The sequence below is a fragment of the Gemmatimonadales bacterium genome, assembly GCA_036500345.1.
Taxonomy (GTDB): Bacteria; Gemmatimonadota; Gemmatimonadetes; order Gemmatimonadales; family GWC2-71-9; genus Palsa-1233.
This window is the reverse complement of the sequence record DASYCE010000032.1, coordinates 83,171-108,235: the sequence shown is the minus strand read 5'-3', so window position 1 is coordinate 108,235 and position 25,065 is coordinate 83,171. Positions and strand designations below refer to the sequence as shown.

The window sequence follows — 25,065 nt, the reverse complement described above, 5'->3', positions numbered from 1 at the left end:
GATTCTGCGCATGAAGCCGAAGCCCCTCATCACCGCTGCCGTGATCCTGGCATTCATCGCATTTCTCGCCTGGTCGACGCTCTCGGCCCAGAAAGTGACCTGCAAGGTCTGCGTCGCCTACAACGGCAAAACCAACTGTGCCACCGCATCCCACGAGACCGAGGCCGAAGCCGCCCGGTCGGCCCAGACCACGGCATGCGGCCCTCTCGCCCAGGGAATGAACGACGCCATCGCCTGCCAGAACCGCGAAGCGATCTCGGAGCAGTGCCGGGCAAAATAGTCGTAAGTCGTTGTCTGATAATCCATTAGACTGCTTTGCGTTGGCAGCGGTTCGAGTCGCATGCCTTTCGGAACGGCCCGCAATTCACCATTGTTATAGCGTTCGAATCCGCGGTGGATCGTCATCGCGGCCCAAGGCTCCGCTGGCCCGGATCGTGAAGCGGACGATCGTCGGGTCGGCAACGTGGAAGTTCAACCGGGACGCTGATGAGTCTGACAGACGCAGCACGGCGGATGGCACGGAAGGTCGAGGTTCTCCGGGACCTCGAAAACACCGTGCACGAGATGATGGTCGAGCACGACCGGAAGCGAGAGCTCTGGTTTCCGACCGAGCTCCTCGCGGCACCGGCCGGCGTCGACCCCGCGGAGCATTTGCGTTCGCTCCGGGAGCGGGTGGCCGGGATCCCGGACGCCTGCCGGGCAGCGCTCGCCCTCAACACCCTGACCGAGGAAGGGCTGCCGCATTTCCACCGGATCATCGCCGTCTATCTCGGCGAGGATTCCCACTGGCGCAACTGGAACAATCTCTGGACCGCAGAAGAAGATCGTCACGGCACGGTGTTGAGCGAATACATGCGCGACACCAACGTTGTGGATCAGCGCAAGATGGAGCAGCTCAAGTTCGAGTACATCAAGGCGGGGTTCAACCCGGAGTGGGACAAGGACCCGTACCGCGTCTTCGTCTACACCACGCTTCAGGAGCGCGCCACGCAATACTCGCACGCCAACACGGGACGCGTGATCCAGGAATACGAACCGCTCCTCGGGGGCATTCTCGCGAAAATCGCGATGGAAGAGGCGCGGCATTTCACGTTCTACCGGAAGGTCTTCACCGAGATCCTCAAGCGCGATCCGAGCGAGGCACTTCGCTCGGCGGCACAGGTGCTGCCGGCGATCGACATGCCGGGCGTCACGATTCCCGGCTTCAAGGAATTCGCCGACGTGATTCGCCGGTCAGGGATCTACGGGCCGCGCGATTACCTGCGCATCGTGCAGGATCAGCTGTCGCACTGGCGGATCGAGGCGCTCGAAGGGCTCGATGATTGGGGCCGCAAGGCGCAGGAGCGGATGCTCGAGGTCCCGGAGCGACTCAAGCGAATCGCCGATTTGATGGAGACGCGTTCGCGCGCGAAGACCTTCGCATTCGAAGTCGCCTTCGCACGCGAGTTCGTGATGGAGTAGCAGCGGTTGTCCGACAGCCTGCTCCTCGACATCGTCTACGGCGCCCGCATCCTTGTGGCGGGCGCTTTTGCATGCGCCATGGTCGTGGCACTCACGCACTGGGCCGTGCGCCGCGGATCGCTGTCGGCGTTCGGCGGCTGGGCGCGCCTGGTGCGCCGCAGCAGCGATCCGGTCGTGGTCCCGCTGGAGCGGCGCCTCGCGCGCGCCGGCGCCAATCCCCAGGATGCCCCGATCTGGCTGGTCGGCGTGGTCGTGGTTGCCGGCCTGGCGTTCATCGCGCTGATCAACTGGTTGATCGGCTTCATCGTGAGTGCCTACCAGAGCGCGGAGAGCGGCTTCCTCGTCGCATTGCTGGTGCACTCGGTGTTCGAGATCCTCATGTTCGCGATCATGATCCGCGTGATCGCCTCCTGGTTGAGCATCAACCCACATGCCGGTCCGATGCGGATCGTGAACATCCTCACCGACTGGCTCATCGAGCCGCTGCACCGCGTCATTCCGCCGATCGGGATCTTCGACGTGACCCCGATCGTCGCGTACTTCCTGCTGTATGTGGCCGAAGGCGTCGTGATGCGGGGACTCTTCTAGCCACGTGACCGACCCTCTTCATCAGCGTACGTCGCGCCTGCATCGGCTGGAGCCGCTGCTCGCCGAGCGCATCCTGCTCCTCGACGGGGCAATGGGAACGATGCTGCAGCGGGTCGGATTGACCGAAGCCGACTATCGCGGCGAGCGGTTCGCCGATTCGCATCGCGACCTCAAGGGAAATCACGATCTCCTCTGCATCACCCGGCCCGACGTGGTCGGGGAGATACACGCCGCATATCTCCGCGCCGGCGCCGACATCGTCGAGACGAATTCGTTCAATGCCACGCGGATCTCGCAGGCGGAGTATGGCACGCAGGAGGCGGTTCACGAAATCAACGTCGCTGCGGCTCGGGTGGCGCGCGACGCGGCTGACGCGTTCGAGACCGCCGATCGACCACGGTACGTCGCTGGTGTCCTCGGCCCGACCTCGGGGACGGCCTCGCTCTCGCCTCGCGTCGACGATCCCGCCTTCCGCAATGTCTCCTTCGATCAGCTCGCGGCGGCGTATCGTGAGGCGGCGCGTGGATTGATCGATGGCGGCGCCGACGTGCTGCTGATCGAAACGGTGTTCGACACGCTCAACGCGAAGGCGGCGGTCTTCGGCGTCGAGCAGCTCTTCGACGACCTCGGCTTCCGCGTCCCGGTGATGATCTCGGGGACGATCACCGATCGCAGCGGGCGGACCCTCTCGGGACAGACAGCCGAAGCGTTCTGGATCTCCCTGGCACACGCGCGCCCGCTGTCGATCGGGCTGAATTGCGCGCTCGGACCCGACCTGCTCCGGCAGCATGTACAGGACCTCGCACGCATCGCCGATGTGGCGGTGAGTGCCCACCCCAACGCGGGGCTGCCCAACGCCCTCGGCGGCTATGATCTCGACGCGGCGACGATGGCGAACGAGATCGGAGAGTGGGCGCGGTCTGGGCTGGTCAACATCGTCGGCGGTTGTTGCGGCACGACGCCCGATCATATCGCGGCGATCGCGGAGGCGATCCGCGGCGTCAAGCCGCGAGTTCCGTCGTCCGCGCCGGCAATCACCGCGCTCGCCGGCCTCGAGCCGTTCTTCATTCGTCCCGATTCGCTCTTCGTCAACGTCGGCGAGCGCACCAACGTGACCGGATCGCGACGCTTCGCGAAACTCATCCAGGACCAGCAGTATGAAGCGGCGCTCGAAGTGGCACGCCAGCAGGTCGATGCCGGCGCGCAGATGATCGATGTCAACTTCGACGAGGGGCTGCTCGACGGCGAGGCGGCGATGTCGACCTTCCTCCGGTTGATCGCGTCCGACCCTGCGATCGCGCGGGTGCCGGTGATGGTCGATTCGTCGAAGTGGTCGGTAATCGAGTCCGGGCTCAAGGCGCTGCAGGGGAAGAGCGTGGTGAATTCGCTGTCGCTCAAGGAGGGGGAGGCGAGATTCCTCGAGCAGGCGCGCCTGGTGCGGCGCTACGGTGCTGCGGCAGTGGTGATGGCGTTCGACGAGCATGGCCAGGCCGACACGGTCGAGCAGCGGGTTGCGATTCTCGAGCGGGCGTTCCGCATCCTGGTCGATCGCGTCGGGTTCGCGCCGGGCGATGTGATTCTCGACGCCAACGTCTTCGCGGTGGGGACCGGCATCGAAGCGCACGCCGATTACGGCAATGCCTTCGTTGAAGCGGTTCGCCAGGTGAAGCAGCGCTGTCCCGGCGCACTCACCAGCGGCGGGATCAGCAACGTCTCGTTCTCCTTCCGCGGCAACGATGCGGTCCGCGAGGCGATCCACGCTGTCTTCCTCGAGCGGACGATTGCCGCCGGACTCGACATGGGGATCGTCAACGCCGGCCAGCTTCCGGTGATCGACGATCTCGATCCGGAACTGCGCGAACGCGTCGCCGACGTCCTCTGGAATCGGCGCGCCGACGCGACCGAGCGGCTGCTCGAGGTCGCCGATCGTGCCAAGGGCCGCGCCGCCGCGACCGCCGATCTCTCCTGGCGCAATGGCACGCCTTCCGAACGACTATCCCACGCGCTGGTGCATGGCATCGTCGAGTTCATTGAAGCCGACACCGAAGAAGCGCGGCAGCTCGCGGCGCGACCACTCGACGTGATCGAAGGGCCGCTGATGGCGGGGATGAACATCGTCGGCGATCTGTTTGCGGCCGGGAAGATGTTTCTTCCCCAGGTGGTGAAGAGTGCGCGCGTGATGAAGCGCGCGGTCGCCTACCTGATTCCGTTCCTCGAGGCGCAGCGTGGCGGTGGGTCGCCGCGCCGCAGCGGCCGGATCCTCCTCGCCACGGTAAAGGGCGACGTACACGACATCGGCAAGAACATCGTCGGCGTGGTGTTGCAGTGCAACGAATGGGAAGTCATCGATCTCGGCGTGATGGTCTCCGCGGCAACGATCATCGAAACGGCGCGCCGCGAGCAGGTCGACATGGTGGGATTATCGGGGCTGATCACGCCGTCGCTCGACGAGATGGCGTTCGTGGCGTCGGAATTCGAGCGTGAGCGGTTCGACGTCCCGATCCTGATCGGTGGTGCGACCACATCCCGCACCCACACTGCGCTGCGCATCGCACCGGCGTACACCGGGCCGGTGGTGCACGTCCTCGATGCGTCGCGCGCGGTCCCCGTGGCGAATGCACTCCGCGATCCGGCGCAACGTCCGGCCTTTGCCGCGTCGGTTGCCGCGGAGTATGCGGGGATTCGCGCGGCACGGGCGGGTGAGCACGAAGGAACGCTGCTGACGATTGAGGCCGCCCGCCGCAACGCCTTCCCCGTGGATCTCACGATTCCGCCGCCGGTGCCGAGTGTTGTCGGGATCCGCGCGTTCGACCGGTGGCCGCTCGCCGATCTGCGGCGCCGCATCGACTGGACGCCGTTCTTCCAGGCGTGGGAGATGCCCGGCGCGTATCCGGCGATTCTCACGCATCCCGACCACGGTCGCGCGGCGAGCGACCTCTTTGCCGATGCATCGCGGATCCTGGACGAGGTCGAAGCGCGTGGCACGCTGGTCGCGCGCGGTGTCGTCGGGTTCTGGCCGGCGAACGCGTGGGGCGACGACATCATCCTGTACCAGGACGATAGTCGCGACACCGAACGGGCGAGGGTGCACACCCTTCGCCAGCAGGCGCAGCGCAAGGACAACCGTCCGTCCATCGCGCTCGCCGATTTTGTGGCACCGGTGGCCTCCGGGGTCGCAGACTATGTCGGCGCATTTGCCGTGACCACGGGGCACGGACTCACCGAGCTGACCGACGCCGCCAAACGTCAGCACGACGATTATCGCGCGATCATCCTGTCGGCACTCGCCGACCGGCTCGCGGAGGCCTTCGCCGAACGGCTTCACGAAGAGGTCCGCCGGACGCACTGGGGATACGCGCCCGACGAATGCCTCGACAACGATGCGCTGATCCACGAACGCTATCAGGGGATCCGCCCTGCCCCCGGGTATCCCGCGACGCCTGATCACACCGAAAAGGAAACCATCCGCGCGCTCCTCGACCTCGAACGCACCACCGGGATCACGCTGACGGAATCGTTCGCGATGTGGCCGGGGGCGTCGGTGAGCGGCTGGTATTTCTGGCGGCCGGACGCGCGGTACTTCGGCGTCGGCCGGATCGGCCGCGACCAGGTCGAGGATTATGCGCGCCGCAAAGGGTGGGACCTTGCCACCGCCGAACGGTGGCTCTCGCCGGTCCTCGGCTACGCGCGGGCGGGGCGATGACCACGCTCCGCGAGTTGATCGCCGACCGCCGCGTCCATCTCATCGACGGCGCGATGGGGACGATGCTGTACGACAAGGGAGTTTTCCTCAACGCCTGCTTCGACGAGCTGGTGACGAAGGCGCCGGATGTCGTCGCGAGCGTCCACGCGGCGTACGCCGACGCCGGCGCGGAAATCATCGAGACCAACACCTTCGGCGCCAATCCGGCCAAGCTCGCACAGTACGGGCTCGGCGCCGACGTCGAATCACTCAACGCGGCGGCGGCGCGTCTCGCCCGCGGTGCGGTCGATTCCTCCTGCACCATCGTCGGAGCGATCGGTCCCCTCGGTGTCCGGCTGGAACCGTTCGGCGAACTGGGGCGTGACGAAGCGGCTGCGATGTTCGGGCGGCAGATCGACGGCCTGCTTGCCGGCGGCGTCGACGGATTCTGCCTGGAAACGTTCTCCGATGTGGCCGAACTCGAAGCCGCCATCCGCGCGGTGCGCGACCGGAGCGACCTCGCGATCATCGCGCAGGTGACGGTTGGCCTCGATGGACGCACCGCGTATGGTACCGCCCCCGAGGCGTTCGGTCCGGCGCTGGAGGGTGCCGGCGCCGACGTGATCGGGGTCAACTGTTCGATCGGCCCGCAGGTGGTGCTCGAGACCGCCGAGCGTTTGGTGCGCGTGGTGAGCGTCCCGGTATCGGCGCAACCGAACGCCGGACTGCCGCGCGATGTCGCCGACCGCAAGATCTACATGGCCTCGCCGGAGTACGTCGCCGAGTACGCGCGCCGAATGGTTGAACTCGGCGTGCGATTTGTCGGCGGATGCTGCGGGACCACGCCGTCGCACGTGCGCGCGATCCGATCGTTCGTGCGGAGTACCCAGCCACGAACTCCGTCGACGACAATACCGGTCTCTGCCGTGGCCGGCACGGCGCAGGGGACCTCCGAAGTCGCACTCGACCAGCGATCGAACTTCGGCGCCAAGCTGGCGACCGGTTCGTGGATCACCACGGTGGAAGTGGTGCCCCCGCGCGGCGTCGATCCCGGGCCGATGCTGGCTCAGGCACGGGCGCTCAAGGCGGCGGGGATCGATGCGGTCAACATTCCCGACGGCCCGCGGGCACAAAGCCGGCAGGGGGCGCTGATCTCCGGATTGCTGATCGAGCGCGATGTCGGTCTCGAAGCGGTGGTTCACTACGCCTGCCGGGACCGCAACCTCCTCGGCATGCTCTCCGATCTTCTGGGCGCGTCAGCGGCGGGACTGCGCAACCTCCTGATCGTGACCGGCGATCCGCCCAAGATGGGGCCGTATCCCGATGCCACCGCGGTCTTCGACATCGATTCGATCGGCCTGACCAACCTGGTATCGCGGCTGAACCGCGGCCTCGATCCGGGCGGCAATCCGATCGGCGCACCAACGCGCTTTGTCCCCGGCGTGGGCGTGAATCCGGCGGCGGTCGACCTCGATCGGGAACTGCGCCGCTTCGCGTGGAAGGTCGAAGCGGGGGCGCGCTTCGCGATGACGCAGCCCGTCTTCGACCAGGCGCAGCTGGAGCGGTTCCTCGAGCGAGCTGCCGCGTTCCGGATTCCGATTATCGCCGGGATCTGGCCGCTGGTGTCGCTGCGCAACGCGGAATTCCTCGCGAACGAAGTCCCCGGGGTCACCGTGCCGGCGAGCACGCTGCACCGGATGCGAACCGCCAGCGAACGCGGCAAGGACGCAGCATTGGCCGAGGGGATTGCCATTGCGCGAGAGATGCTGGCCGCGATCCGCGGGCAGATGGCTGGTGTGCAGGTATCGGCCCCGCTCGGGAAGGTGGACGTCGCCCTGGAGGTGCTGCAGTAGCTCGACGCGTACCACCCGTTCCCTTCTCTCGCCCCGGTTCTCTTTTATCTTTTCCGTTCTCCCACAGCTGAGTCGCTCGATGACCGTCGCCGCCGCCGCCACGCCACTCTCCGTCCTCTCCGAGGAAGAGGAACTCTTCCGCCAGACGGTGCGTGAATTCGCAGAAACCGAGGTGGCACCGCACGTCCACGAGATGGATGAAGCGTCGCAGATGCGCCCCGACCTGATCACCAAGTTCTTCGAGCTCGGCCTGATGGGGATCGAGATCCCGGAGCAATACGGCGGCGCGGGCGCGACGATCTTCCTCGCCATGCTCGCGATCGAGGAACTTGCCCGCGTCGACGCGTCGGCGGCGATCTATGTTGACGTCCACAACACGCTCTTCAACAACGCGCTGATCCGCTGGGGGAATGACGAGCAGAAGGCGCGCTACTTCCCGCGCCTTACCACCGACCTGCTCGGCGCCTTCGCGCTCTCCGAGCCGGCGTCGGGATCTGACGCGTTCGCCCTTGAATGTCGCGCAACGCAAGAGGGCAATGACTGGCTCCTGACCGGCCGGAAGTTCTGGATCACCAGCGGCGCGGAGGCCGGCATCTTCATCGTCTTCGCCAACGTCGATCCGTCCAAGGGGTACAAGGGGATCACGGCCTTCCTGGTCGAGCGCGAGTTTCCCGGCTTCTCCGTCGGCAAGCGCGAGAAGAAACTCGGTATCCGGGCATCGAGCACGGTGGAGCTGATCCTCGAAAACTGCCGCGTCCCAGCAGCCAACGTCCTGGGCCCGGTCGGCCAGGGGTACAAGATCTCGATCGAGACGCTCAACGAAGGGCGGATCGGGATCGGGGCGCAGATGGTCGGCGTCGCGCAGGGCGCGCTCGATGCGGCCTTGCGATACATCCGGGAGCGGAAGCAGTTCGGCAAGACACTTGCAGAGTTTCAAGGTGTGCAGTTCCAGGTGGCCCAGATGGCGACCGACCTCGAGGCCGCCCGCCTGATGGTCTACAACGCCGCTCGGCTCAAGGATGCCGGCCTTCCCTTCACCCGGGAGGCGGCGATGGCGAAACTCTTCTCATCAGTGACCGCCAACCGGATCGCAGGTCAGGCCGTAGAGCTTTTCGGCGGTTACGGTTACAGCCGCGAATATCCAGTAGAAAAGTTCTACCGCGACGCCAAGATCGGCGTGATTTACGAAGGCACCAGCAACATGCAGCTCCAGACGATCGCGAAGTTGCATTTGAAATAGGTCTAGGAACAGCGGTCGAAATCGTCTTGTTCTAATGCCAATGGACCACTCACCACGGATTCCGATGTCCTGTCGCGCCGCCATCACCGCCCTCCTCGTCGCCGTCCCGGCCGCGGCGCATGCTCCGCGACTGCAGGCGCAGACGACCGCGGCCGATGTGACGCCGGTGATGAACGCCTGGTGGACCCGGGCGTCGCACCGCGCGCCGGGGACGTGGGGCATCGTCATTGCCGATCAGACCGGCAAGGTCCTCTGGCAAATGAACGCCGACACGCCGATGATCCCGGCGTCGACCGCGAAGGTGCTCACCACGGGATTCACGCGGACCGAGGTCGGCGGCGATGCACGCCGCGCCACCCGGGTGATCGGGTCGGGACACGTCGATTCGGCAAGCGGAACCTGGGTGGGGCGGTGGGCGCTGGAGATGAACGGCGATCCGACCCTCGAGCGCGCGGACCGCGCCGGGCCGACCCTGGAACAGCTTGCCCAGCAGCTCGCTGCAATCGGTATTCGCCGTCTTGTCGGGCCGCTCGACGTCACGACCAGCTCGGCGACGACCGTCGGTGCGCCGCGCTCGATTTATCCCGCGGTCTGGTCCGACCGTTTCCGCGGCCGGATCTACGCACCGCCGATCGGTCCGATCACGCTCAACGAAAATGTCGTCTCGGTGACCGTCGGTCCCGGCGCCAAGCTTGGTGCGCGCCCGGTCGTCATCGGTGATGCACCGAGTGGCGTCGGATCACTGGTCGAGATGGCGGCGAAGACCGTGGCGGGTCGCGGCACCGGCCTGCACTTCTCGGCCGGCAAGGATGGCCACTGGGTGGTGAGCGGCAAGATCGGATTGCACGGCCGCGCCCGGCGTTTTGAAGCGGTGTCGACCGATCCGACCGCCGTTCTCGAAGCGGTCTGGCAGCACGCCACGTCTGCGGCCGGGATTCAGTGGACCCGTGCGTCGGGAATCTCGGCGCCCGGGATGGCCAACAAGCGCGTCCTCGCCGAGGTCGCGTCGGCGACGTTCGATTCGATCGCGCACGAGGTCAACACCCGCTCGCTCAACATCGGCGCCGAGATGATGCTCCTCTGGGGCGGCAGCAATACGACGCCCGCGAGTCAGCTCACCGACTTCGTGCGCAAGGTGACCGGGCTCGATGGCGTGCACATGGTGGATGGCAGCGGCCTTTCGGAAGAGGATCGCGTGGCGCCGATCGTCTTCACCACGTACCTCGCGAAGATCCCGCAGACAGCGGCCGGGCGAAACTTCCCGATGCTCTTCCCCGCAAACGGCTTCGGTACGCTGCGCCGGCTCGCCAGCGGGTTGCCGGAAGCGGGCGTGGTCCGCGCCAAGACCGGCACGCTGACCAACGTCTCGACGCTGGTGGGATACCTCGGTCGCAACGACGGGACGCTGATCATCGCCGCGATGTACAACGGTGGCGCCGAGTCGGCAGCCAAGGCAGCGCAATGGGATCTCTTCCGGAAGCTCGGCGCCCATGGCGTCGTGGTCCCGGCCGATCTCGGTGACGACGGCGAACTCGGCGGACCGAACGTCAGCAACAAGTAGCGGCACTCCGGCGACCGCCGGGGAGTGAGTCAACGGACAGCCGGCCGCGAATCTGCGACCGGCTGTTGACGTTAGGTATTCTACAGCACCGATGCCCGACCCTACCTCTCGCCCCGACGCCGTCTTTCTCGCCTTGCAGGAGGCGCTCGCCGGGCGCTATTCACTTGAGCGCGAAATCGGCCGCGGCGGGATGGGCATCGTCTATCTCGCCCGCGACGTCCGCCTCGATCGGCCAGTGGCGCTCAAGCTCCTGCCGCCGGAACGTGCCTCTCGCGTCGACCTTCGCCAGCGTTTCCTCGACGAGGCGCGAATGGCGGCGCGCCTTGCCCATCCCAACATCGTCCCGATCCACGCCGTCGAGGAGGCGGGACCGTTCGTCTTTTACGCCATGCGGTACGTCGAAGGCGAGACGCTCGGGGAGCGACTGCGTCGCGTCGGAAATCTCGGACATGTCACTACCACGAGGGTCCTGCGGGACACCGCCTACGCGCTTGCCTACGCCCACGCGCAGCATGTGATCCACCGTGACGTCAAACCCGACAACATCCTCCTCGAGGCGGGAAGTGATCGCGCTGTCGTCACCGATTTCGGCATCGCGCGACTGATGGGAGCGGGCGACGGCCTCCGGCACCCGGTGGTCGGCACGCCGGAATACGTCGCGCCGGAACAGGCCGCAGGCGAAGAGGTCGACGGCCGGAGCGATCTCTATGCCCTCGGCGCCGTCGGATATCACTGTATCGTGGGGCGGCCGCCATTTGAAGGCGATATCCAGCAGCTCCTGGCGCAGCATATCACCCGGCGCGCGACGCCGCTGATCGAGGCGGCCCCGGGCACGCCGTCGATCTTCGCCAACGCGATCGATCGCGCGCTCGAGAAGAGTCCCGACCTCCGCTTCGACTCGGCGGAAGCGTTTGCCGAAGCGCTCGGCGCGTCGATCACGACCAGTGGAGAACTCTCGGTCCCGGTGCGCGTCTGGGTGGAGCGCGGTCGCGAGCTCAAGGGGATCTATGTCATCTGGTCGTGCTTCTTCTATGGCGTCGGCACGATGGCGTTGGTGGGAGCGCTCCTCACCGGACTCTGGCCGTGGCAGGCAGTCGCCTTCATGGCGATGTGCGCCGCGGCAACGGTGGCCCCGTGGATCGCGCACGCGCTGTGGCGGCTGAGCGAAACGCGCAAGGCGATCGAAGCCGGCGCCACGCTCGATGATCTCCGCCACGGCACGCTCGTGGCGCTGGAGCGTCGCGAAGAGGAGCTACGCTACGAGGCGTCGCGCCCGGTGCACCCGCTGGCGCGATTGATCCGCGTGCTCACGTACTTCGCATTCTGTGGCGCGGTCGCGTCGTTGTTCGGCGGCGTCTTCATCAGCACCGGCGGGCCGATGTCGCGCGACTTCTTCGCGCTCTTCGCGGCGTTCACCACGGCAACGATAGGGGGCGCACTCTTCGGACTGGTCTTTCCCGGCCGGCGCGTCGGGATCCGCGATCACTTCGCGAGGGTGCGACTCTGGTTCTGGAATTCGCCGCTTGGTGACCTCGCCGGGCGCGTGGCGTCGGCCGGGCTCAAGCAGCGCGTCGTGCGGCGCTGGACCGGCTGGCGCAAGACCGAGACAGCCCTTGGCGACATCACCGCGACCTTGTTCGGTGCGTTGCCGCAGGCCGACCGCAACGTCCTGTCGGACCTCCCGAATGTTGTCGCGCGGCTCGAGGACGCTGCGGCACGGGCCCGCACCCATCTCGCGCACGGCGATGATCCGGCGTGGGCCGATCGTCTGCAACGCGCGGTGGCGGCGATCGAGACGTTGCGCCTCGGGCTGCTGCGGATGACGACCGATCACACCGCGGCCTCGTCGCTCACTGCCGACCTCGACGCGGCGCGCGAGCTTTCGGATCGGATCGGCTACTTGATCGAGGGTGCGGCCGAAGTCTCCAGCTGGCTGGGCGATTCCGATGGCGGTGCCGACCAGAGCAGGACCCACGCCACGCCGAGACAGAGCGCACCGAGCACGTCGCTCGGGTAGTGTACGCCGAGATAGACGCGCGACGAGGCGATGGCGCACGGCAGGACAACGGCGAGAAGCCACATTACCATCTTGCCCCCGCGCCAGTCGACGATCGTGGCGAGTTCCGCCAGCCCATACCCCCACAGAATCACCGCGAGCATCGCATGGCCCGATGGGTAGGAATACCAGCCGGCCTGCCCCAGGTGCGGGATGATCGTTGGCCGGGGCCGATGGAAGAGGAACTTGCTGGCCGCGTAGAGGAGTTCGCCCGACACGCCGATCGCGAGAAATCGTCGCGCAGCGTTCCTTTTCGAGCGAAGGCCCAGCGCCATGGCGATGCCGAACGCGAGCGGCACTTCCCATTGCCAGTTGCCGAGATCCGAGAGCCAGCGCATGATGCGAGTGCGGGCCGGGTCGCGGAGTGTCGCGACGGCCAGGAGTGCCTGATTGTCCCAGAGGCGCGTCGTTCCGCTCACCACCAGGACCGAGATGATGGCGAAGAGCGCGAGAAAGCCGATTGAATAAACCGAAAGCTGCGGCCGGCGCATGGCGCGCAAGGTAATCGTCTCGCTCCTTCCGGGCGCCACGGAGATGGTGGCCGCGATCGGCGGCGCGGGACTGCTCGCGGCCGTGTCGCACGAGTGCGATTGGCCGCCCGACGTGAGGACGCTGCCGCGCGTGACCGTCACGCCGATTGACGCGACGCAGTCCTCGGCTGCCATCGATCGCGCCGTTCGGGAGGCGGTTGCCGCCGGGAAGGCGGTGATCGGGATCGATGCCGATCTGCTGGCGGCGATCAGGCCCGATCTGATCATCACGCAGCAGCTCTGCGACGTCTGCGCGGTCGCGGATGGCGAGGCGGTCCGTCTCGCGCGAGTCATGGCCGAACCGCCGGAGGTGCTGGTGCTGTCCGGGACGACGCTTGGCGGTGTCTGGAATGACATCCGTGCAATCGGCCGGGCCATTGGACGGGAGGGAGCGGCTGACGCGGTGGCGGCTGAACTCGACCGTCGCGTTCGCGAACTGTCGTCAGCCGCTGTCGCCCGCCGGCCGCGCGTCGTCGTGATCGAATGGCTCGATCCACTTTTTCTGGCCGGGCACTGGGTTCCGGAGATGGTCGCTGCCGCAGGCGGGATCGACGTCGGCGCGCAGCCGGGCGATCACTCCACCATCCGCCGCTGGGACGACGTGATGGCGCTCGACCCGGATGCGATTGTCATCGCGCTCTGCGGCTTCGACGAAGCGCGAGCTCGCCGGGAGCTTGACTCGCTCGCCGATCAACGCGCGCGCGAGTGGCTTCGCACCCGTCCGACGATCGTGATCGATGGAAACGCGTACACCAGCCGTCCGGGACCGCGGCTGGTGGAGGGGATTGCCCTGATGGCGGCGGCGTTTCGATCCACCGCTACACGTTCATCGCCCGCCTGATCGCTGCAGCAAATTCGTCGACGTCGTCCGCCGAGGTCGCCCAGTTGGTCATCCAGCGGACTTCGTCGAGTGCATCGTTCCACATGTAGAAATTGAAATCGCGCTGGAGCTCCAGCGTCACGGCGCGAGGCAGCACCGCGAAGACCGCGCTCGCCTCGACGCGCTGCGTGATGCGGATTCCCGGAATCTCCCGGACCGCCGCCGCAAGCCGCTGCGCCATGGCATTGGCGTTGGTTGCGTTCGCGAGCCAGAGATCGCCCTCGGCGAGCGCCAGGAACTGTGCCGCGAGGTAGCGGCCCTTCGACGACAGCTGCGCCGACTGCTTGCGGAGGAATTTGAGTTCGTCGGGATGCTGATGATTGAACATGACGACCGCTTCCGCCCCCATCGCACCGTTCTTGGTCGCGCCGAACGCCAGCGCATCGATCCCCGCGTCGACGGTGAATGCGCGCAGCGGCAATCCCAGCGACGCTGCTGCACTGGCGATCCGCGCGCCATCCATGAAGACGCGCAGCCCGAGCTGGTGCGCCGCGGCGGCAATCGCGAGCACCTCATCGCGGGTGTACACCGTGCCGTACTCGGTCGGCTGCGCCAGTGCCACGACATGGGGCTGCGAGGCGTGTTCGTCGCCGAGGCGGTGAACGGCGCGGCGGATCTGATCCGGCGTGATCTTGGCATCGGCGGATGGCAGGCCGATCATCTTGCATCCGGTAAGCAGTTCGGGCGCGCCGCACTCGTCGACGTTCACGTGCGCCTGCTCGGAGCAGAGAACGGCGTGCCATGGCCGCGTGATGGCGCGAAGTGCCACGACGTTGGCACCGGTGCCATTCCAGACCAGGAAGGACGCCGCCGTCGGTCCGAACTGATCCACGAACCAGGCGCGCACCTGCTCACTGTATTTATCATCACCATAGGCGGGCGCGGGGTCGTGATTGACGCGCGCCAGCCAGTCGAACACGGCCGGATGCACCGGCGCGGTATTGTCGCTCGCGAACCCGCGCGGGAGGCTCATTGCGGCTCCTCACCGGCCTGCGTGTTGTCTTCCCACAGCGCGAGGATGTTGCCGTCGGGATCGGCGACAAGTGCCATGATGCCGAACTCCTGTTGCGTCGGCTCGGCGACAAAGCGCACGCCATGTTCGCCGAGTGTCGAGCAGAGGTTGAGCAGACCGTCGACCTGGAGCGTCACGCCGGTGTGGCGGCCGACCAGTGCCCTTGAGTCGGGGTGTGCTGCCGGATGGACGCCGAGGTGGGGAGACTGATCGAAGAATTCGAAGCCGAACGATCCGGCCGTGTGCACCGGAAGTCCGAGCTGGTCCTCGTAGAAGATGCGCGCCCGCTCCACATCGGTCACGAACACGGCAACACTTCGCATGGCCACTGTCATCGCTTGATTGCACCAGCACGTTGAGGGTGAATTGCCCGCAGGTTGCGTCGCATCCCGGCGAGGCCGGTCCGCATCAGCGGCGTGTCCGCGAAGCGCCGGGTGAACTCGGCGTCGTCCATTCGCTCGAAGAGGTCCGCGTCGCGCCGGTCCGGGTCGGGACGACGCTCGAACTCGGGCACGGTCGTCGGTGTCGCGAACTTCACATTCCACGGGCAGACGTCGTTGCAGATGTCGCAGCCGAACGCCCAGCCATCTGCCTGTTCCATCAATTCCGCCGGCGCCTCACGGCGATATTCGATGGTGAGATAGGACAGGCATCGGTTGGCGTCGAGGATCCGTTCCTCGACGAACGCCTGCGTGGGACAGGCGTCGAGACAGCGAGTACACGACCCGCAGAGATCCGTCTGCAGCGCGGTGTCGGGTTCGAGCTCAAGGTCGGTGAACACCGACCCGATGAAGGTGTACGATCCGGCCTTGGGATTGATCAGCATGGCGTTCTTGCCGATCCAGCCGAGCCCCGCGCGCTCCGCAAGCTCCCGATCGGGAACCGGTCCGTCATCGACCCAGCCGTGCGCAATCGCGGCGCCGCGCGCCTTGAGCCATTCGGTCAGGATATGCAGTCGGCCCAGCGTGACAATGTGATAGTCCATCCCGCGCGCGTACGCCGCAATCTTGAAGGTGTCATTGGCGGCGGGGCGCTCATCGGGACGCGGCGCATAGTTGTCGAGCACCATCACCGCCGTACGCGCGCCCGGCGTGATCGACGATGGATTCTTCCGCTTCTTCGCCTGGCGGTGAAGATATCGCATCGTGCCACCGTATCCATTTGCCAGCCAGCGATCGAGCTCGGCGCCGTGACGGTTGGCATCGAGCGCCGTGACGCCGCACGCAACGAAGCCGATCCGCGACGCTTCTGCCTTGATCTCCGCGGTGGTCACCATCGTCACGTGGAGGACGGGTGCGCGGGAGCGGTTGGCGCCACGTTGCCGGTGATCAATCGTGCGCCGCGCGCATAGGTGAAATACGACCACGCCCACTCCACCAGCACCAGGACGCGATTCCGGAATCCGATCAGATAGGCGATATGGAGGAAGATCCAGATCAACCACGCGAAGAAGCCGCCGAACTTGATCCCCGGCAGATTCGCGACGGCGTCGCCGCGCCCGATCACTGCGAGCTCACCCTTGTTGCGATAGTGGAACGGCATCCGCGGCCGCCCGGCGATCGTGTCGCGGACCGCGCGCGCGGCGTAGTCACCCATCTGGATCGCGGCGGGGCACACCGCAGGCACCGGCGCACCCTCGCCTCGATCGCGACAGGCTGCAGCATCGCCCAGGACGAACACTTCGGGATGACCGGGGATGGAACAATCCGCGCCGACAACGACGCGTCCTTGTTTATCGAGCGGAACATCGAGCGTCTTGAGCAGTGAACTCGCCTGGTTCCCCGCGGCCCAGATCACCGTGGTGGTGGGAATGCGCCACCCCGCGGCTTCCACGGCTTCGGGGGTGATCGACGTGACGAACGTGTTCTCTCGCACCTCGACGCCGAGCTTGCGGAGATCAGTCTTGGCACGCTCCGACAATGCGGGCGGATATGCCGTCAGGAGGCGCGGCCCACCTTCGAGAAGCACGACAGTCGCCTCGCGCGAATCGATGTGCCGGAAGTCGCGAGCCAGCGCGTAGCGACGGATTTCCGCGACGGCGCCGGCAACTTCGACGCCGCTCGGTCCGCCGCCGACGATCACGAACGTCAGCAGATGGTGCCGCTTCGCCGGATCAGCTTCCCGTTCGGCGCGCTCGAACGCGACGAGGATCCGGCGGCGGATCTCGAGCGCGTCCTCGAGATTCTTGAGCCCCGGCGCGAGCGCCGCCCATTCAGGATGGCCGAAATAGGAGTGCCGCGCTCCGGTGGCGATGGCGCAATAGTCGTATGTGATGTCGGCCCCGTCGGCGAGGTGCACGACACGACTGGCGGTGTCGACGCGGACCGCCTCGCCGAGGAGCACTTCCACGTTGCGCTGCCGGCGAAGGATTGACCGGATCGGTGACGCGATATCCGATGGATTGAGCGCGGCGGTCGCGACCTGGTACAGCATTGGCTGAAAGAGGTGATGATTTCGCCGGTCGATCAGCGTGATCCGGATTGGCGCGCGGCGGAGTGCCTTCGCCATGTACAGGCCGGCAAAGCCGCCGCCGAGGATCACGAGGTGCGGTTGGTCGGCCATCACACCCTCATCGTGGTACGGCGCCACCGGGCGAAACGCACGACATCCCCCGCGGGGGGCACGGCATCCTCGTCACCGTACGCGGTGTACATCCGCCAGCGCAGGTAGGTGCGGTCGGGCACGGGGAGGAACGGCGCCATTTGCCACCATCGCTTCCGGCGAAACGCCCATGCCGTCCGGACGAGGTCGATGGCGAGCCGCGGCGAGACCACTGCGCGACCGGCAAGCTGCACGGTGAGTTCGGTCCAGGAGCGCGACAGGCGCAGGTCAGGGGTGCTCGACACGGGTGGAACGTAGAGCGGCGCCCGACTGCTCGCCACCGAGTCGCGCGATCACACCGGGGGCCTGCCGGCTCCGCCAACAGTTCCGACGTGACCGGCCGGATCGCGACTGGAGGCCGGTGTCCGTAGATTGCGCTCCATGCCTGTCGCCGCGCCACACCCGGTCGCCAACCCGCTTGCACACTGGCGCGCCGAGTTTCCGGTGTTCGAGCACACCATCTATCTCAATTCCTGCTCACTCGGCGCCCTCTCCCGCCGCGCGCGACAACGGGTCGACACCTTCCTCGATCAGTGGGCCGCCCGCGGTGCTGCCAACTGGTACGATGTGTGGTGGAACGCACTCGAAGAGCTGCGAATCCGATACGGTGCGTTGATCAATGCCCGGAGCAGCGAGATCGCGTTGCACCCTTCGATCTCCAGCATCCTCGGCGTGATCGGCAGCGGACTCGACACCACGCGACGCCGCCGCATCGTGACCACGTCGATCGATTTTCCGACGCTCCCCTATCAGTGGTTGCCGCGCGACACCGAGGTCGTCTTCCTCGAATCGCCCGACGGCGTCACCGTGCCGGTCGAGGCGTTCGAACGAGCGATCGACGGTGATACGGCGCTCGTCGCCACGAGCCACGTCTATTATGCGTCGGGCGCCATCCAGGATGTCGCAACGATTGCGCAGCTGGCCCGGCGCGCTGGAGCGCTCACCCTGATCGACGGCTACCAGGCTGCGGGACAGATCCCCGTGGACGTGCAGGCGCTGGATGTCGATTTCTATCTCGCTGGCGGCCTCAAGTGGCTCCTCGGCGGACCGGGGATCACCTTCATGTATGCCAGGCCGGAGAGTACGGCGGCCGTGATTCCCCAGGCATCGGGATGGTTCGCCCACCGCGACCAGTTTGCCTTCGATCCGACGACCTTCGTGGCGCACGACGACGCCCGGCGCTTCGAGACCGGGACGCCCGCGCTTCCGTCGGTGCACGCCCAGCTTGGCGGGCTCGATCTGGTGGAGGGTGCCGGTGTCGCAACGATTCGAAGCGCCACCGCTGCGCTCACGGAAGACCTCATCGCCGACGCCCGCAGTCGCGGCCTGTCACCGCGCGTTGCGGCATCTGCTGCCGATCGCAGCGCCATCGTGATGCTGCCGCGGGACGACCCGCGCGCCGATGTGGCGCGACTCGCCGCAGCGGGATTCATCGTCGATTCGCGCCCGGGACATGTGCGCGTCTCACCCTATTTCTACAACGTCGCGGATGATCACCGCGCCCTCCTCGAGGTCCTGCTGGATGCGTGAACGGAAGACGAAGACGGCACCTCCGCCCAAGACCACTCGCAAGTCGCGTCCCACCGAAGACGAGCAGCTGCTCAACGTCCCGGTGGCGGAAGACATTCTCCGCCTGCGCCGCACGTCGGATTCGTGGCGCGTCCTCAGCATCCAGGGAGAATTCGTCTGGGGCTTCGACAACCTGCAGGATGTCGCCGGCGGCGTCTCCTTCTTCGGATCGGCGCGAACCAAGCCCGGCGATCGGTACTACAAGGCCGCCGAACGGACCGCGCAGCTCTTTGCCAAGGCAGGCGTGCCGGTCATCACCGGCGGCGGTCCGGGGATCATGGAAGCCGCCAACAAGGGCGCGTACGAAGCCGGCGGCCTTTCGATCGGATGCAATATCGAGCTGCCGCATGAGCAGCGCCCCAATCAGTATCTCACGCGCTCACTCGACTTCAAGTACTTCTTCGTTCGCAAGACGATGTTCGTCAAGTACGCGATCGGCTTCGCGGTCTTTCCCGGCGGCTACGGGACACTCGACGAGCTCTTCGAAGCGCTGACACTGATGCAGACCGACAAGCTCACCGACTTTCCGGTCGTCCTCTTCGGCAAGGCGTACTGGTCGGGGATGATGGCGTGGATCAAGGATACCCTGCTCGATGAGGGGATGATCTCGCCCGGCGATGACAAGCTGCTGCACGTCACCGACCGCCCGGAGACCGTCGTCAAGATCCTGATGGAAAGCCGGAAACGCCTGGGCATCGCCAAGGTCGGGCTCTAGCGCGTGCACGCCGCGACGGTCGCTCAACGTCAGTGGCGCGCCACGGGGGCGCTCGCGCTCCTCGCGTTCATCAACCTGCTCAACTACCTCGACCGCAACATCATCTTCGCGCTGTTCGAGCCGATCAAGCGCGACCTCTCGCTCAACGACACGCAGCTCGGCTGGCTCGGCGCCGCCTACATCCTCGTCTTCTCGGTGGCCGCGCTCCCGTTCGGGGTGATCGGCGACCTCAAGAGCCGCAAGACGGTGATCGCCGCGGGAACCGCACTGTTCAGCGCATTCACCTCGCTCGGCGGACTGGTGCGCGGCTTCACTGAACTCTTCGCCTGCCGGGCGCTGGTCGGCATCGGTGAAGCGGCGTACGCGCCGGCGTCGACGTCGATGGTCGCCGACTATTTCCCGGGACGCAATCGTGCCTTTGCCATGGGAATCCTCAACGCCGGGATTCCGATCGGCGGCGTCCTCGGCATCCTGCTGGGTGGTTACCTCGAAGGGATCTACGGCTGGCGCGTCGCACTGATGGCGGTCGGCATTCCGGGGTTCGCGTGTGCCGCGCTGGTCATGGGGCTGGTCGATCCGGCCCGCAAGGAAGCGCCGCATCACATCCGCAATCTCGCCCGCAAACTCGGCCTCGGCACCCTCGGCTTGATGCAGCAGATCGCACCGCTGCTCGTGCTGACCGCGATCGGACTCGTCGCGGCGGTCGGACTCACCCACTGGTTCGGGACCGAAGCACCGAGCGACACGATCGTACTCGCCGTCGCGATCGGGCTCGGTACGGTGCTGACGATCTGGCGTTGGGTGCGGCTGGTGCAGCTCGATCGACGCGATGAAACGCCGTTCACCTCCGAACTCGAGGACGCCGTCGACGAGCTCTCGCGCGCGGCGCGACTGGTACTCCGCACACCGACGCTGATCTTCGTCTTCCTCTCGGGCGCCATGATTTCGTTCGGTACCAACGGGCTGGTCGGCTGGGGGCCATCGTTCATGACCCGCAAGTTCGGGCTTACCACGGCAGCAGCGGCAGAGCTCCTCGGCACGTGGGGACTCGTCGCGGGTGTGCTCGGCACGCTCGCCGGAGGATTGATCGCCGACTGGCTGCGTCACCGCACAGACAAGGGACGCGTGATCACCATTGCGGGCGGATTCATCATCGGCGGGCCGCTGGCGATCTGGGTGCTCACGCTGCACGACCTCAAGCTCTTCGTGCCGGGATTCACGATCGCCTTTTTCTTTCTCTCGTGGTACAACGGCCCGATGTCGGCCGTGATTTTCGACGTGGTTCCCGCCAGCATCGGATCGACCGTCGTCGGCGCCTATCTCCTTTTCATCCACCTGGCCGGGGACGGCATCGCCCTCCCGCTGATCGGATCACTTTCCGACCGCTTTTCCCTGGTGCGCGTGGTGATCCTCCTTCCCATCGTCGCACTCCTTGGCGGCGTCGTGGCGCTCGGCGCGCTGCGGACCATCACCCGGGACATGGCGCGGCTGGAGCGACGTGGTTCGCGGCTGGCCGGCGCTGGAACCGGGACCGCCGCGCGTCCGTAGTCGAACTGTCACCCCACCATTCCAACAAATGGAGTCCCCGGATGCGGTACTTCCGCGCCTGTCTCATCCCGGCCGCGCTGGTCGCGATCGCTCCCGTCACGCTCCCGGCGCAGACGGCCGGCGCCGGCGTGCTCAAGCGCATGCACGACAAATACGCCGGCAAGTGGTTCACCACTCTCACCTTTTCCCAGAAAACCACCCGAGCCGGTCGCAACGGCGGGGCGCCGACCGTCGCCACGTGGTATGAAGCGATGTGGTTCACCACGCCGAGCGGGGCCAAGCTCCGGATCGACACCGGCGAACCCTCAGCCGGCAATGGCGTGCTCTACACGTCCGATTCGAGCTGGTCGGTTCGCGCGGGTGTGGCGCAGCCGGGCAATGCCAACGGGAATGCGTTCATCCCGCTGATCGAGAACGTCTACCTGCAGCCGGTCGACGAGACGATCAAGCAGCTCGCCGAAGAGCACATCGACTTTTCGAAGGTTGCCAATGTGACGTGGGAGGGGCGCCCGGCGTGGGCGGTCGGCGCCAGCTCGCCCACCGATACGACGTCGCCGCAGTTCTGGATCGACAAGGATCGCCTGGTGCTGGTGCGGATGTTCGTCACGTTCAGCCCGACCGCACCGCCGCTCGACGTGCATCTCGACAATATCGAGCCGACCGGCGGCGGCTGGCTCGCCACCAAGGTGACGATGCTGCGCAACGGATCGCCGGTACAGACCGAGGAGTATTCAGACTGGAAGACGCGGATGCCGCTCGATCCCAAACTCTTCGATCCGTCATCGTGGAACACCGTCACGCACTGGACGAAGACGCCGTGATCATCGGCCCCAGAGGTCGATGAGTTCGTCGATCACCCGCGCCGCTTCTGACTCATCACCTGACCTGATCGCCGTTGTGGTGCAGTGGGTCAGGTGATTGTGCAACAGCACCCGGCCCACGCCGCGGAGCGCTTCCTGGACCGATGAGATCTGCACCAGCACGTCGGCGCAATAGCGCTCATCGTCCACCATCTTCTGCAGGCCGCGCACCTGACCTTCGATGCGTCGGAGCCGCTTGGCCAGCGCAGCCTTGGTGTCGGTCGGGAGTGCCACGGCGTGGGTCGGATGGGGAGCGGTCATTGCATCCTCGGTGAACGGAGCGCGACGGATCTGAGTCGCAGCGAATTCGCCACGACGCTGACGCTGCTCAACGCCATGGCTACGCTCGCGATGACGGGACTGAGCAGCAGGCCGGTGGCGGGATAGAGCACGCCGGCGGCAATTGGCACCGCAAGCAGGTTGTACCCGAACGCCCACCCAAGGTTCTGCCGGATCACGCGCATGGTGCGGCGCGACAGGATGATCGCATCGGCGACCGCGCCGAGATCGTCACGCATCAGCGCGAGATCGGCCGCTTCCACGGCGACACCGGTTCCCCCGCCCATGGCGATGCCGACGTCGGCGCGTGCCAGCGCCGGCGCGTCGTTGATCCCGTCGCCGACCATCGCCACGACACGCCCCTCGTGCTGCAGGCGTTCGATCGCCGCGACCTTCCCCTCCGGGAGGACCCGCGCGATCACGCCGTCGATCGCCAGCTCGCGTGCCACCGCGTCGGCAACCTCCTGGCGATCGCCGGTGAGGAGGACGACGCCGAGGTGCGTCGCCCGAAGACGCGCAACCGCTTCGCGCGCGCCGGCGCGGATCGGGTCGCTCACGACGATGATCCCCGCGGGGTGTCCGTCGACGGCCACCAGCACCGGCGTGCGCCCCGCCCGTGCCGCCTCATCCGCCGCGTCGCCCAGCGATCTGACATCGGTCCCGCGCTCGGCATGATAGCGTTCGTTGCCGATCGACACGACGCGCCCCTCCACCTCGCCCGACGCTCCCATTCCGCTGCGCGAAGCGAAGCCGGTGGCATGCAGCACACGGAGTTTCCTCCGGTCGCGTTCGGCGATCATCGCTGCGGCGAGGGGGTGCTGTGACAACGATTCGACCGCGGCCGCTGCCGCGAGGATCTCGTCGGCCCCGAGTTCCGCGGCGCCCGCCACGATCACCTCGTGCACGACCGGGCGCCCCTCGGTGACCGTTCCGGTCTTGTCGAGCACGACGGTGTCGACCTCACCCGCGCGCTGCAAGGCTTCGCCGCGCTTCACCAGCACGCCGACGGAGGCTCCTCGACCGGTCGCGACCATGATGGCGGTCGGAACAGCCAGCCCCATTGCACAGGGACAGGCAATGATCAGCACGGCAACGGCGGCGGAAAAGCCGCGCAGCAACGGCGACTGATGCGCGACGAGTGCCCATGTCACGAACGTCAGTACCGCGATGCCGACGATCACCGGCACGAAGACCGCGCTGATCCGGTCGGCGAGCAGCTGCACCGGTGCGCGCAACCGCTGGGCCTCACGCATCAGCCGGACGATGGCGGCGAGTGTCGAATCATCCCCGACACGCGATGTCCGGACCAGCAGCGCTCCGGTCCCGTTGATGCTCCCCCCGGTGACGCTCTCGCCCGCGCGCTTGCCGACTGGAATCGGCTCGCCGGTCAACATCGACTCGTCAACCGCGCTCTCGCCCTCAACCACCACCCCATCGACCGGGAGCCGTTCACCGGGGCGGATCACGACCACGTCGTCGCGGTGCACCAAATCGATCGACACGTCGAGATCGACGCCGTCACGCCGCACGCGCGCCGTCGCCGGCTGCAGGGCCGCGAGCGAGCGAAGCGCGTCGGTTGTCCGGCGTCGCGCCCGCGCCTCGAGTGCGTTCCCCGTCAGGATGAACGCGACGATGAGGATCACCGCCTCGTAATACACATCGGGGGCGAGCCCGTGCCGGGTGAAGATCTCCGGCGCAATCGTGGCGACCGCTGAATAGCCGAACGCCGCACTCGTCCCCAGGACGATGAGTGTGTACATGTCAGCGGTACCGTGACGAAGTGCCGACCACGCCCGGCGATAGAACGCGCCACCAGCCCACGCGATCACCAGCGCCGTCATCACCATGAGTGACCAGGCGATTGCGGCGCGCGGCATCGCGAAGAGAAACGGAAGTGCTGTGGCAATGAGCCGGGCCACACCGTCCATCACGCCATGCATCAATGGATCGATCGACGGAGCGGAAGTCGATGTCATCAGCGGCACCGAGAGGACCATCGCCAGCGCGCCGGCGACCAGCGCGACGCTCGCCTTGCGGCGCAACGCCGTGTACTCCTCCAGCTGCGCTTCTCCGTGCATCAGCGCGTGGTCGTGTGCTGCCGCGCCCGCGTGCGGCACCTCGGCCCCGTAGCCGGTCGCCTGGATCGCGGCGACGAGCCGCCCGGGTGTGGTGCGCGCCGGGTCGTAGGCGACCGCCGCATTTCCCAGCAGGAGATTGACCGCAGCCTCTTCGACCCCGGGCTCGTGCTCGAGCGCACGCTGCACCCGGCCCTGACAGGCCGGGCACGTCATCCCGGTGACGGCGAGCGTGGTGTGCGCGGCCATCGCGTGCTACGCCGCCGCCACAGCTGTGGCGCGGTATCCGGCGTGTTCGACTGCCTTGACCAGCGCGCCGGTGACGTCGGCCGACGGCACCTGCACCGTCGCCCGGCCCTGCTGTACCGTGATCACCCTGACGCCGGGGACACTGTTCAGCGCTCCGTTGACCGCATTGAGGCAGTGTCCGCAGCTCATCCCTTCGATATGCAACGTCACATCGATCATCATTCCTCCCGGAAGAGATGAAGTATACCAGTAGGGGGTATTGGTATCAACTCGCCCTCCCTGCCGCGGTGCGTCGGCGTGGCACAG

21 protein-coding genes and 1 pseudogene are annotated in these 25,065 nt (G+C 66.7%); 13 read left to right on the top strand and 9 right to left on the bottom strand.

Annotated features, from left to right (window positions below):
• Positions 1-10 precede the first annotated feature (10 nt).
• From VGM20_14840 to VGM20_14805, 8 genes and pseudogenes are all read left to right on the top strand, one after another.
• Positions 11-280, top strand: coding sequence for a hypothetical protein (locus VGM20_14840; GenBank protein ID HEY4102144.1), 270 nt, complete (start codon positions 11-13; stop codon positions 278-280).
• A gap of 206 nt (positions 281-486) precedes the next feature.
• Positions 487-1,461, top strand: coding sequence for an acyl-ACP desaturase (locus VGM20_14835; protein HEY4102143.1), 975 nt, complete (start codon positions 487-489; stop codon positions 1,459-1,461).
• Between the two features lie 6 nt (positions 1,462-1,467).
• On the top strand, positions 1,468-2,049 hold the full coding sequence (locus tag VGM20_14830) for a YggT family protein (protein ID HEY4102142.1): 582 nt from the start codon (positions 1,468-1,470) through the stop codon (positions 2,047-2,049).
• Between the two features lie 4 nt (positions 2,050-2,053).
• Positions 2,054-5,752: a methionine synthase gene (metH, locus tag VGM20_14825; protein HEY4102141.1), complete on the top strand. Its 3,699-nt coding sequence runs from the start codon at positions 2,054-2,056 to the stop codon at positions 5,750-5,752.
• Complete coding sequence (locus VGM20_14820; protein HEY4102140.1) at positions 5,749-7,584, top strand: bifunctional homocysteine S-methyltransferase/methylenetetrahydrofolate reductase; 1,836 nt, start codon at positions 5,749-5,751, stop codon at positions 7,582-7,584. The genes metH and VGM20_14820 overlap by 4 nt, the downstream gene beginning before the upstream one ends.
• 79 nt (positions 7,585-7,663) lie before the next feature.
• Positions 7,664-8,824, top strand: a complete 1,161-nt coding sequence (locus tag VGM20_14815; protein ID HEY4102139.1) for an acyl-CoA dehydrogenase — start codon at positions 7,664-7,666, stop codon at positions 8,822-8,824.
• A 64-nt stretch (positions 8,825-8,888) separates the two neighbouring features.
• Entirely contained in the window at positions 8,889-10,385 is a 1,497-nt protein-coding gene (gene dacB, locus VGM20_14810) for a D-alanyl-D-alanine carboxypeptidase/D-alanyl-D-alanine-endopeptidase (GenBank protein ID HEY4102138.1), read from the top strand.
• A gap of 91 nt (positions 10,386-10,476) precedes the next feature.
• Positions 10,477-11,268 (top strand): annotated as a pseudogene (locus VGM20_14805) (serine/threonine-protein kinase).
• A gap of 1,013 nt (positions 11,269-12,281) precedes the next feature.
• Here VGM20_14805 and VGM20_14800 read toward each other — a convergent pair.
• Positions 12,282-12,932, bottom strand: a complete 651-nt coding sequence (locus VGM20_14800; GenBank protein ID HEY4102137.1) for a phosphatase PAP2 family protein — start codon at positions 12,930-12,932, stop codon at positions 12,282-12,284.
• Between VGM20_14800 and VGM20_14795 the strand changes: the two genes are divergently transcribed.
• The gene (locus VGM20_14795; protein ID HEY4102136.1) at positions 12,931-13,812 is read left to right on the top strand and encodes an ABC transporter substrate-binding protein; all 882 of its coding nucleotides are present in this window, start codon (positions 12,931-12,933) and stop codon (positions 13,810-13,812) included. The two genes, VGM20_14800 and VGM20_14795, sit on opposite strands and share 2 nt — an antisense overlap.
• Here VGM20_14795 and VGM20_14790 read toward each other — a convergent pair.
• Genes VGM20_14790 through VGM20_14770 form a run of 5 tightly spaced genes read right to left on the bottom strand, consistent with a single transcriptional unit; the run spans position 13,790 to position 17,709 of the window.
• A complete protein-coding gene (locus VGM20_14790; protein ID HEY4102135.1) occupies positions 13,790-14,824 on the bottom strand; it encodes an aminotransferase class I/II-fold pyridoxal phosphate-dependent enzyme in 1,035 nt (344 codons plus the stop codon). The genes VGM20_14795 and VGM20_14790 overlap by 23 nt on opposite strands.
• Positions 14,821-15,198: a VOC family protein gene (locus tag VGM20_14785; GenBank protein ID HEY4102134.1), complete on the bottom strand. Its 378-nt coding sequence runs from the start codon at positions 15,196-15,198 to the stop codon at positions 14,821-14,823. Before VGM20_14785 ends, VGM20_14790 begins: the two co-directional genes overlap by 4 nt.
• Entirely contained in the window at positions 15,195-16,139 is a 945-nt protein-coding gene (queG, locus tag VGM20_14780) for a tRNA epoxyqueuosine(34) reductase QueG (GenBank protein ID HEY4102133.1), read from the bottom strand. The genes VGM20_14785 and queG overlap by 4 nt, the downstream gene beginning before the upstream one ends.
• 2 nt (positions 16,140-16,141) lie before the next feature.
• The gene (locus tag VGM20_14775; protein HEY4102132.1) at positions 16,142-17,425 is read right to left on the bottom strand and encodes an NAD(P)/FAD-dependent oxidoreductase; all 1,284 of its coding nucleotides are present in this window, start codon (positions 17,423-17,425) and stop codon (positions 16,142-16,144) included.
• Positions 17,425-17,709: a hypothetical protein gene (locus tag VGM20_14770; protein ID HEY4102131.1), complete on the bottom strand. Its 285-nt coding sequence runs from the start codon at positions 17,707-17,709 to the stop codon at positions 17,425-17,427. Before VGM20_14770 ends, VGM20_14775 begins: the two co-directional genes overlap by 1 nt.
• Before the next feature lie 136 nt (positions 17,710-17,845).
• Between VGM20_14770 and VGM20_14765 the strand changes: the two genes are divergently transcribed.
• Genes VGM20_14765 through VGM20_14750 form a run of 4 tightly spaced genes read left to right on the top strand, consistent with a single transcriptional unit; the run spans position 17,846 to position 22,117 of the window.
• Complete coding sequence (locus VGM20_14765) at positions 17,846-18,994, top strand: aminotransferase class V-fold PLP-dependent enzyme (GenBank protein ID HEY4102130.1); 1,149 nt, start codon at positions 17,846-17,848, stop codon at positions 18,992-18,994.
• Positions 18,987-19,748, top strand: coding sequence for a TIGR00730 family Rossman fold protein (locus VGM20_14760; GenBank protein HEY4102129.1), 762 nt, complete (start codon positions 18,987-18,989; stop codon positions 19,746-19,748). Before VGM20_14765 ends, VGM20_14760 begins: the two co-directional genes overlap by 8 nt.
• A 3-nt stretch (positions 19,749-19,751) precedes the next feature.
• Positions 19,752-21,296 (top strand): MFS transporter, encoded by a 1,545-nt coding sequence (locus tag VGM20_14755; GenBank protein HEY4102128.1) that lies wholly within the window; start codon positions 19,752-19,754, stop codon positions 21,294-21,296.
• A 41-nt stretch (positions 21,297-21,337) separates the two neighbouring features.
• Complete coding sequence (locus tag VGM20_14750) at positions 21,338-22,117, top strand: hypothetical protein (protein HEY4102127.1); 780 nt, start codon at positions 21,338-21,340, stop codon at positions 22,115-22,117.
• On the opposite strand, the gene VGM20_14745 is transcribed toward VGM20_14750, so the two are convergent.
• Genes VGM20_14745 through VGM20_14735 form a run of 3 tightly spaced genes read right to left on the bottom strand, consistent with a single transcriptional unit; the run spans position 22,118 to position 24,978 of the window.
• Positions 22,118-22,417: a metal-sensitive transcriptional regulator gene (locus tag VGM20_14745; GenBank protein ID HEY4102126.1), complete on the bottom strand. Its 300-nt coding sequence runs from the start codon at positions 22,415-22,417 to the stop codon at positions 22,118-22,120.
• A complete protein-coding gene (locus tag VGM20_14740) occupies positions 22,414-24,759 on the bottom strand; it encodes a heavy metal translocating P-type ATPase (protein ID HEY4102125.1) in 2,346 nt (781 codons plus the stop codon). Before VGM20_14740 ends, VGM20_14745 begins: the two co-directional genes overlap by 4 nt.
• Before the next feature lie 6 nt (positions 24,760-24,765).
• Positions 24,766-24,978 (bottom strand): heavy-metal-associated domain-containing protein, encoded by a 213-nt coding sequence (locus VGM20_14735; GenBank protein HEY4102124.1) that lies wholly within the window; start codon positions 24,976-24,978, stop codon positions 24,766-24,768.
• Positions 24,979-25,065: the final 87 nt, after the last annotated feature.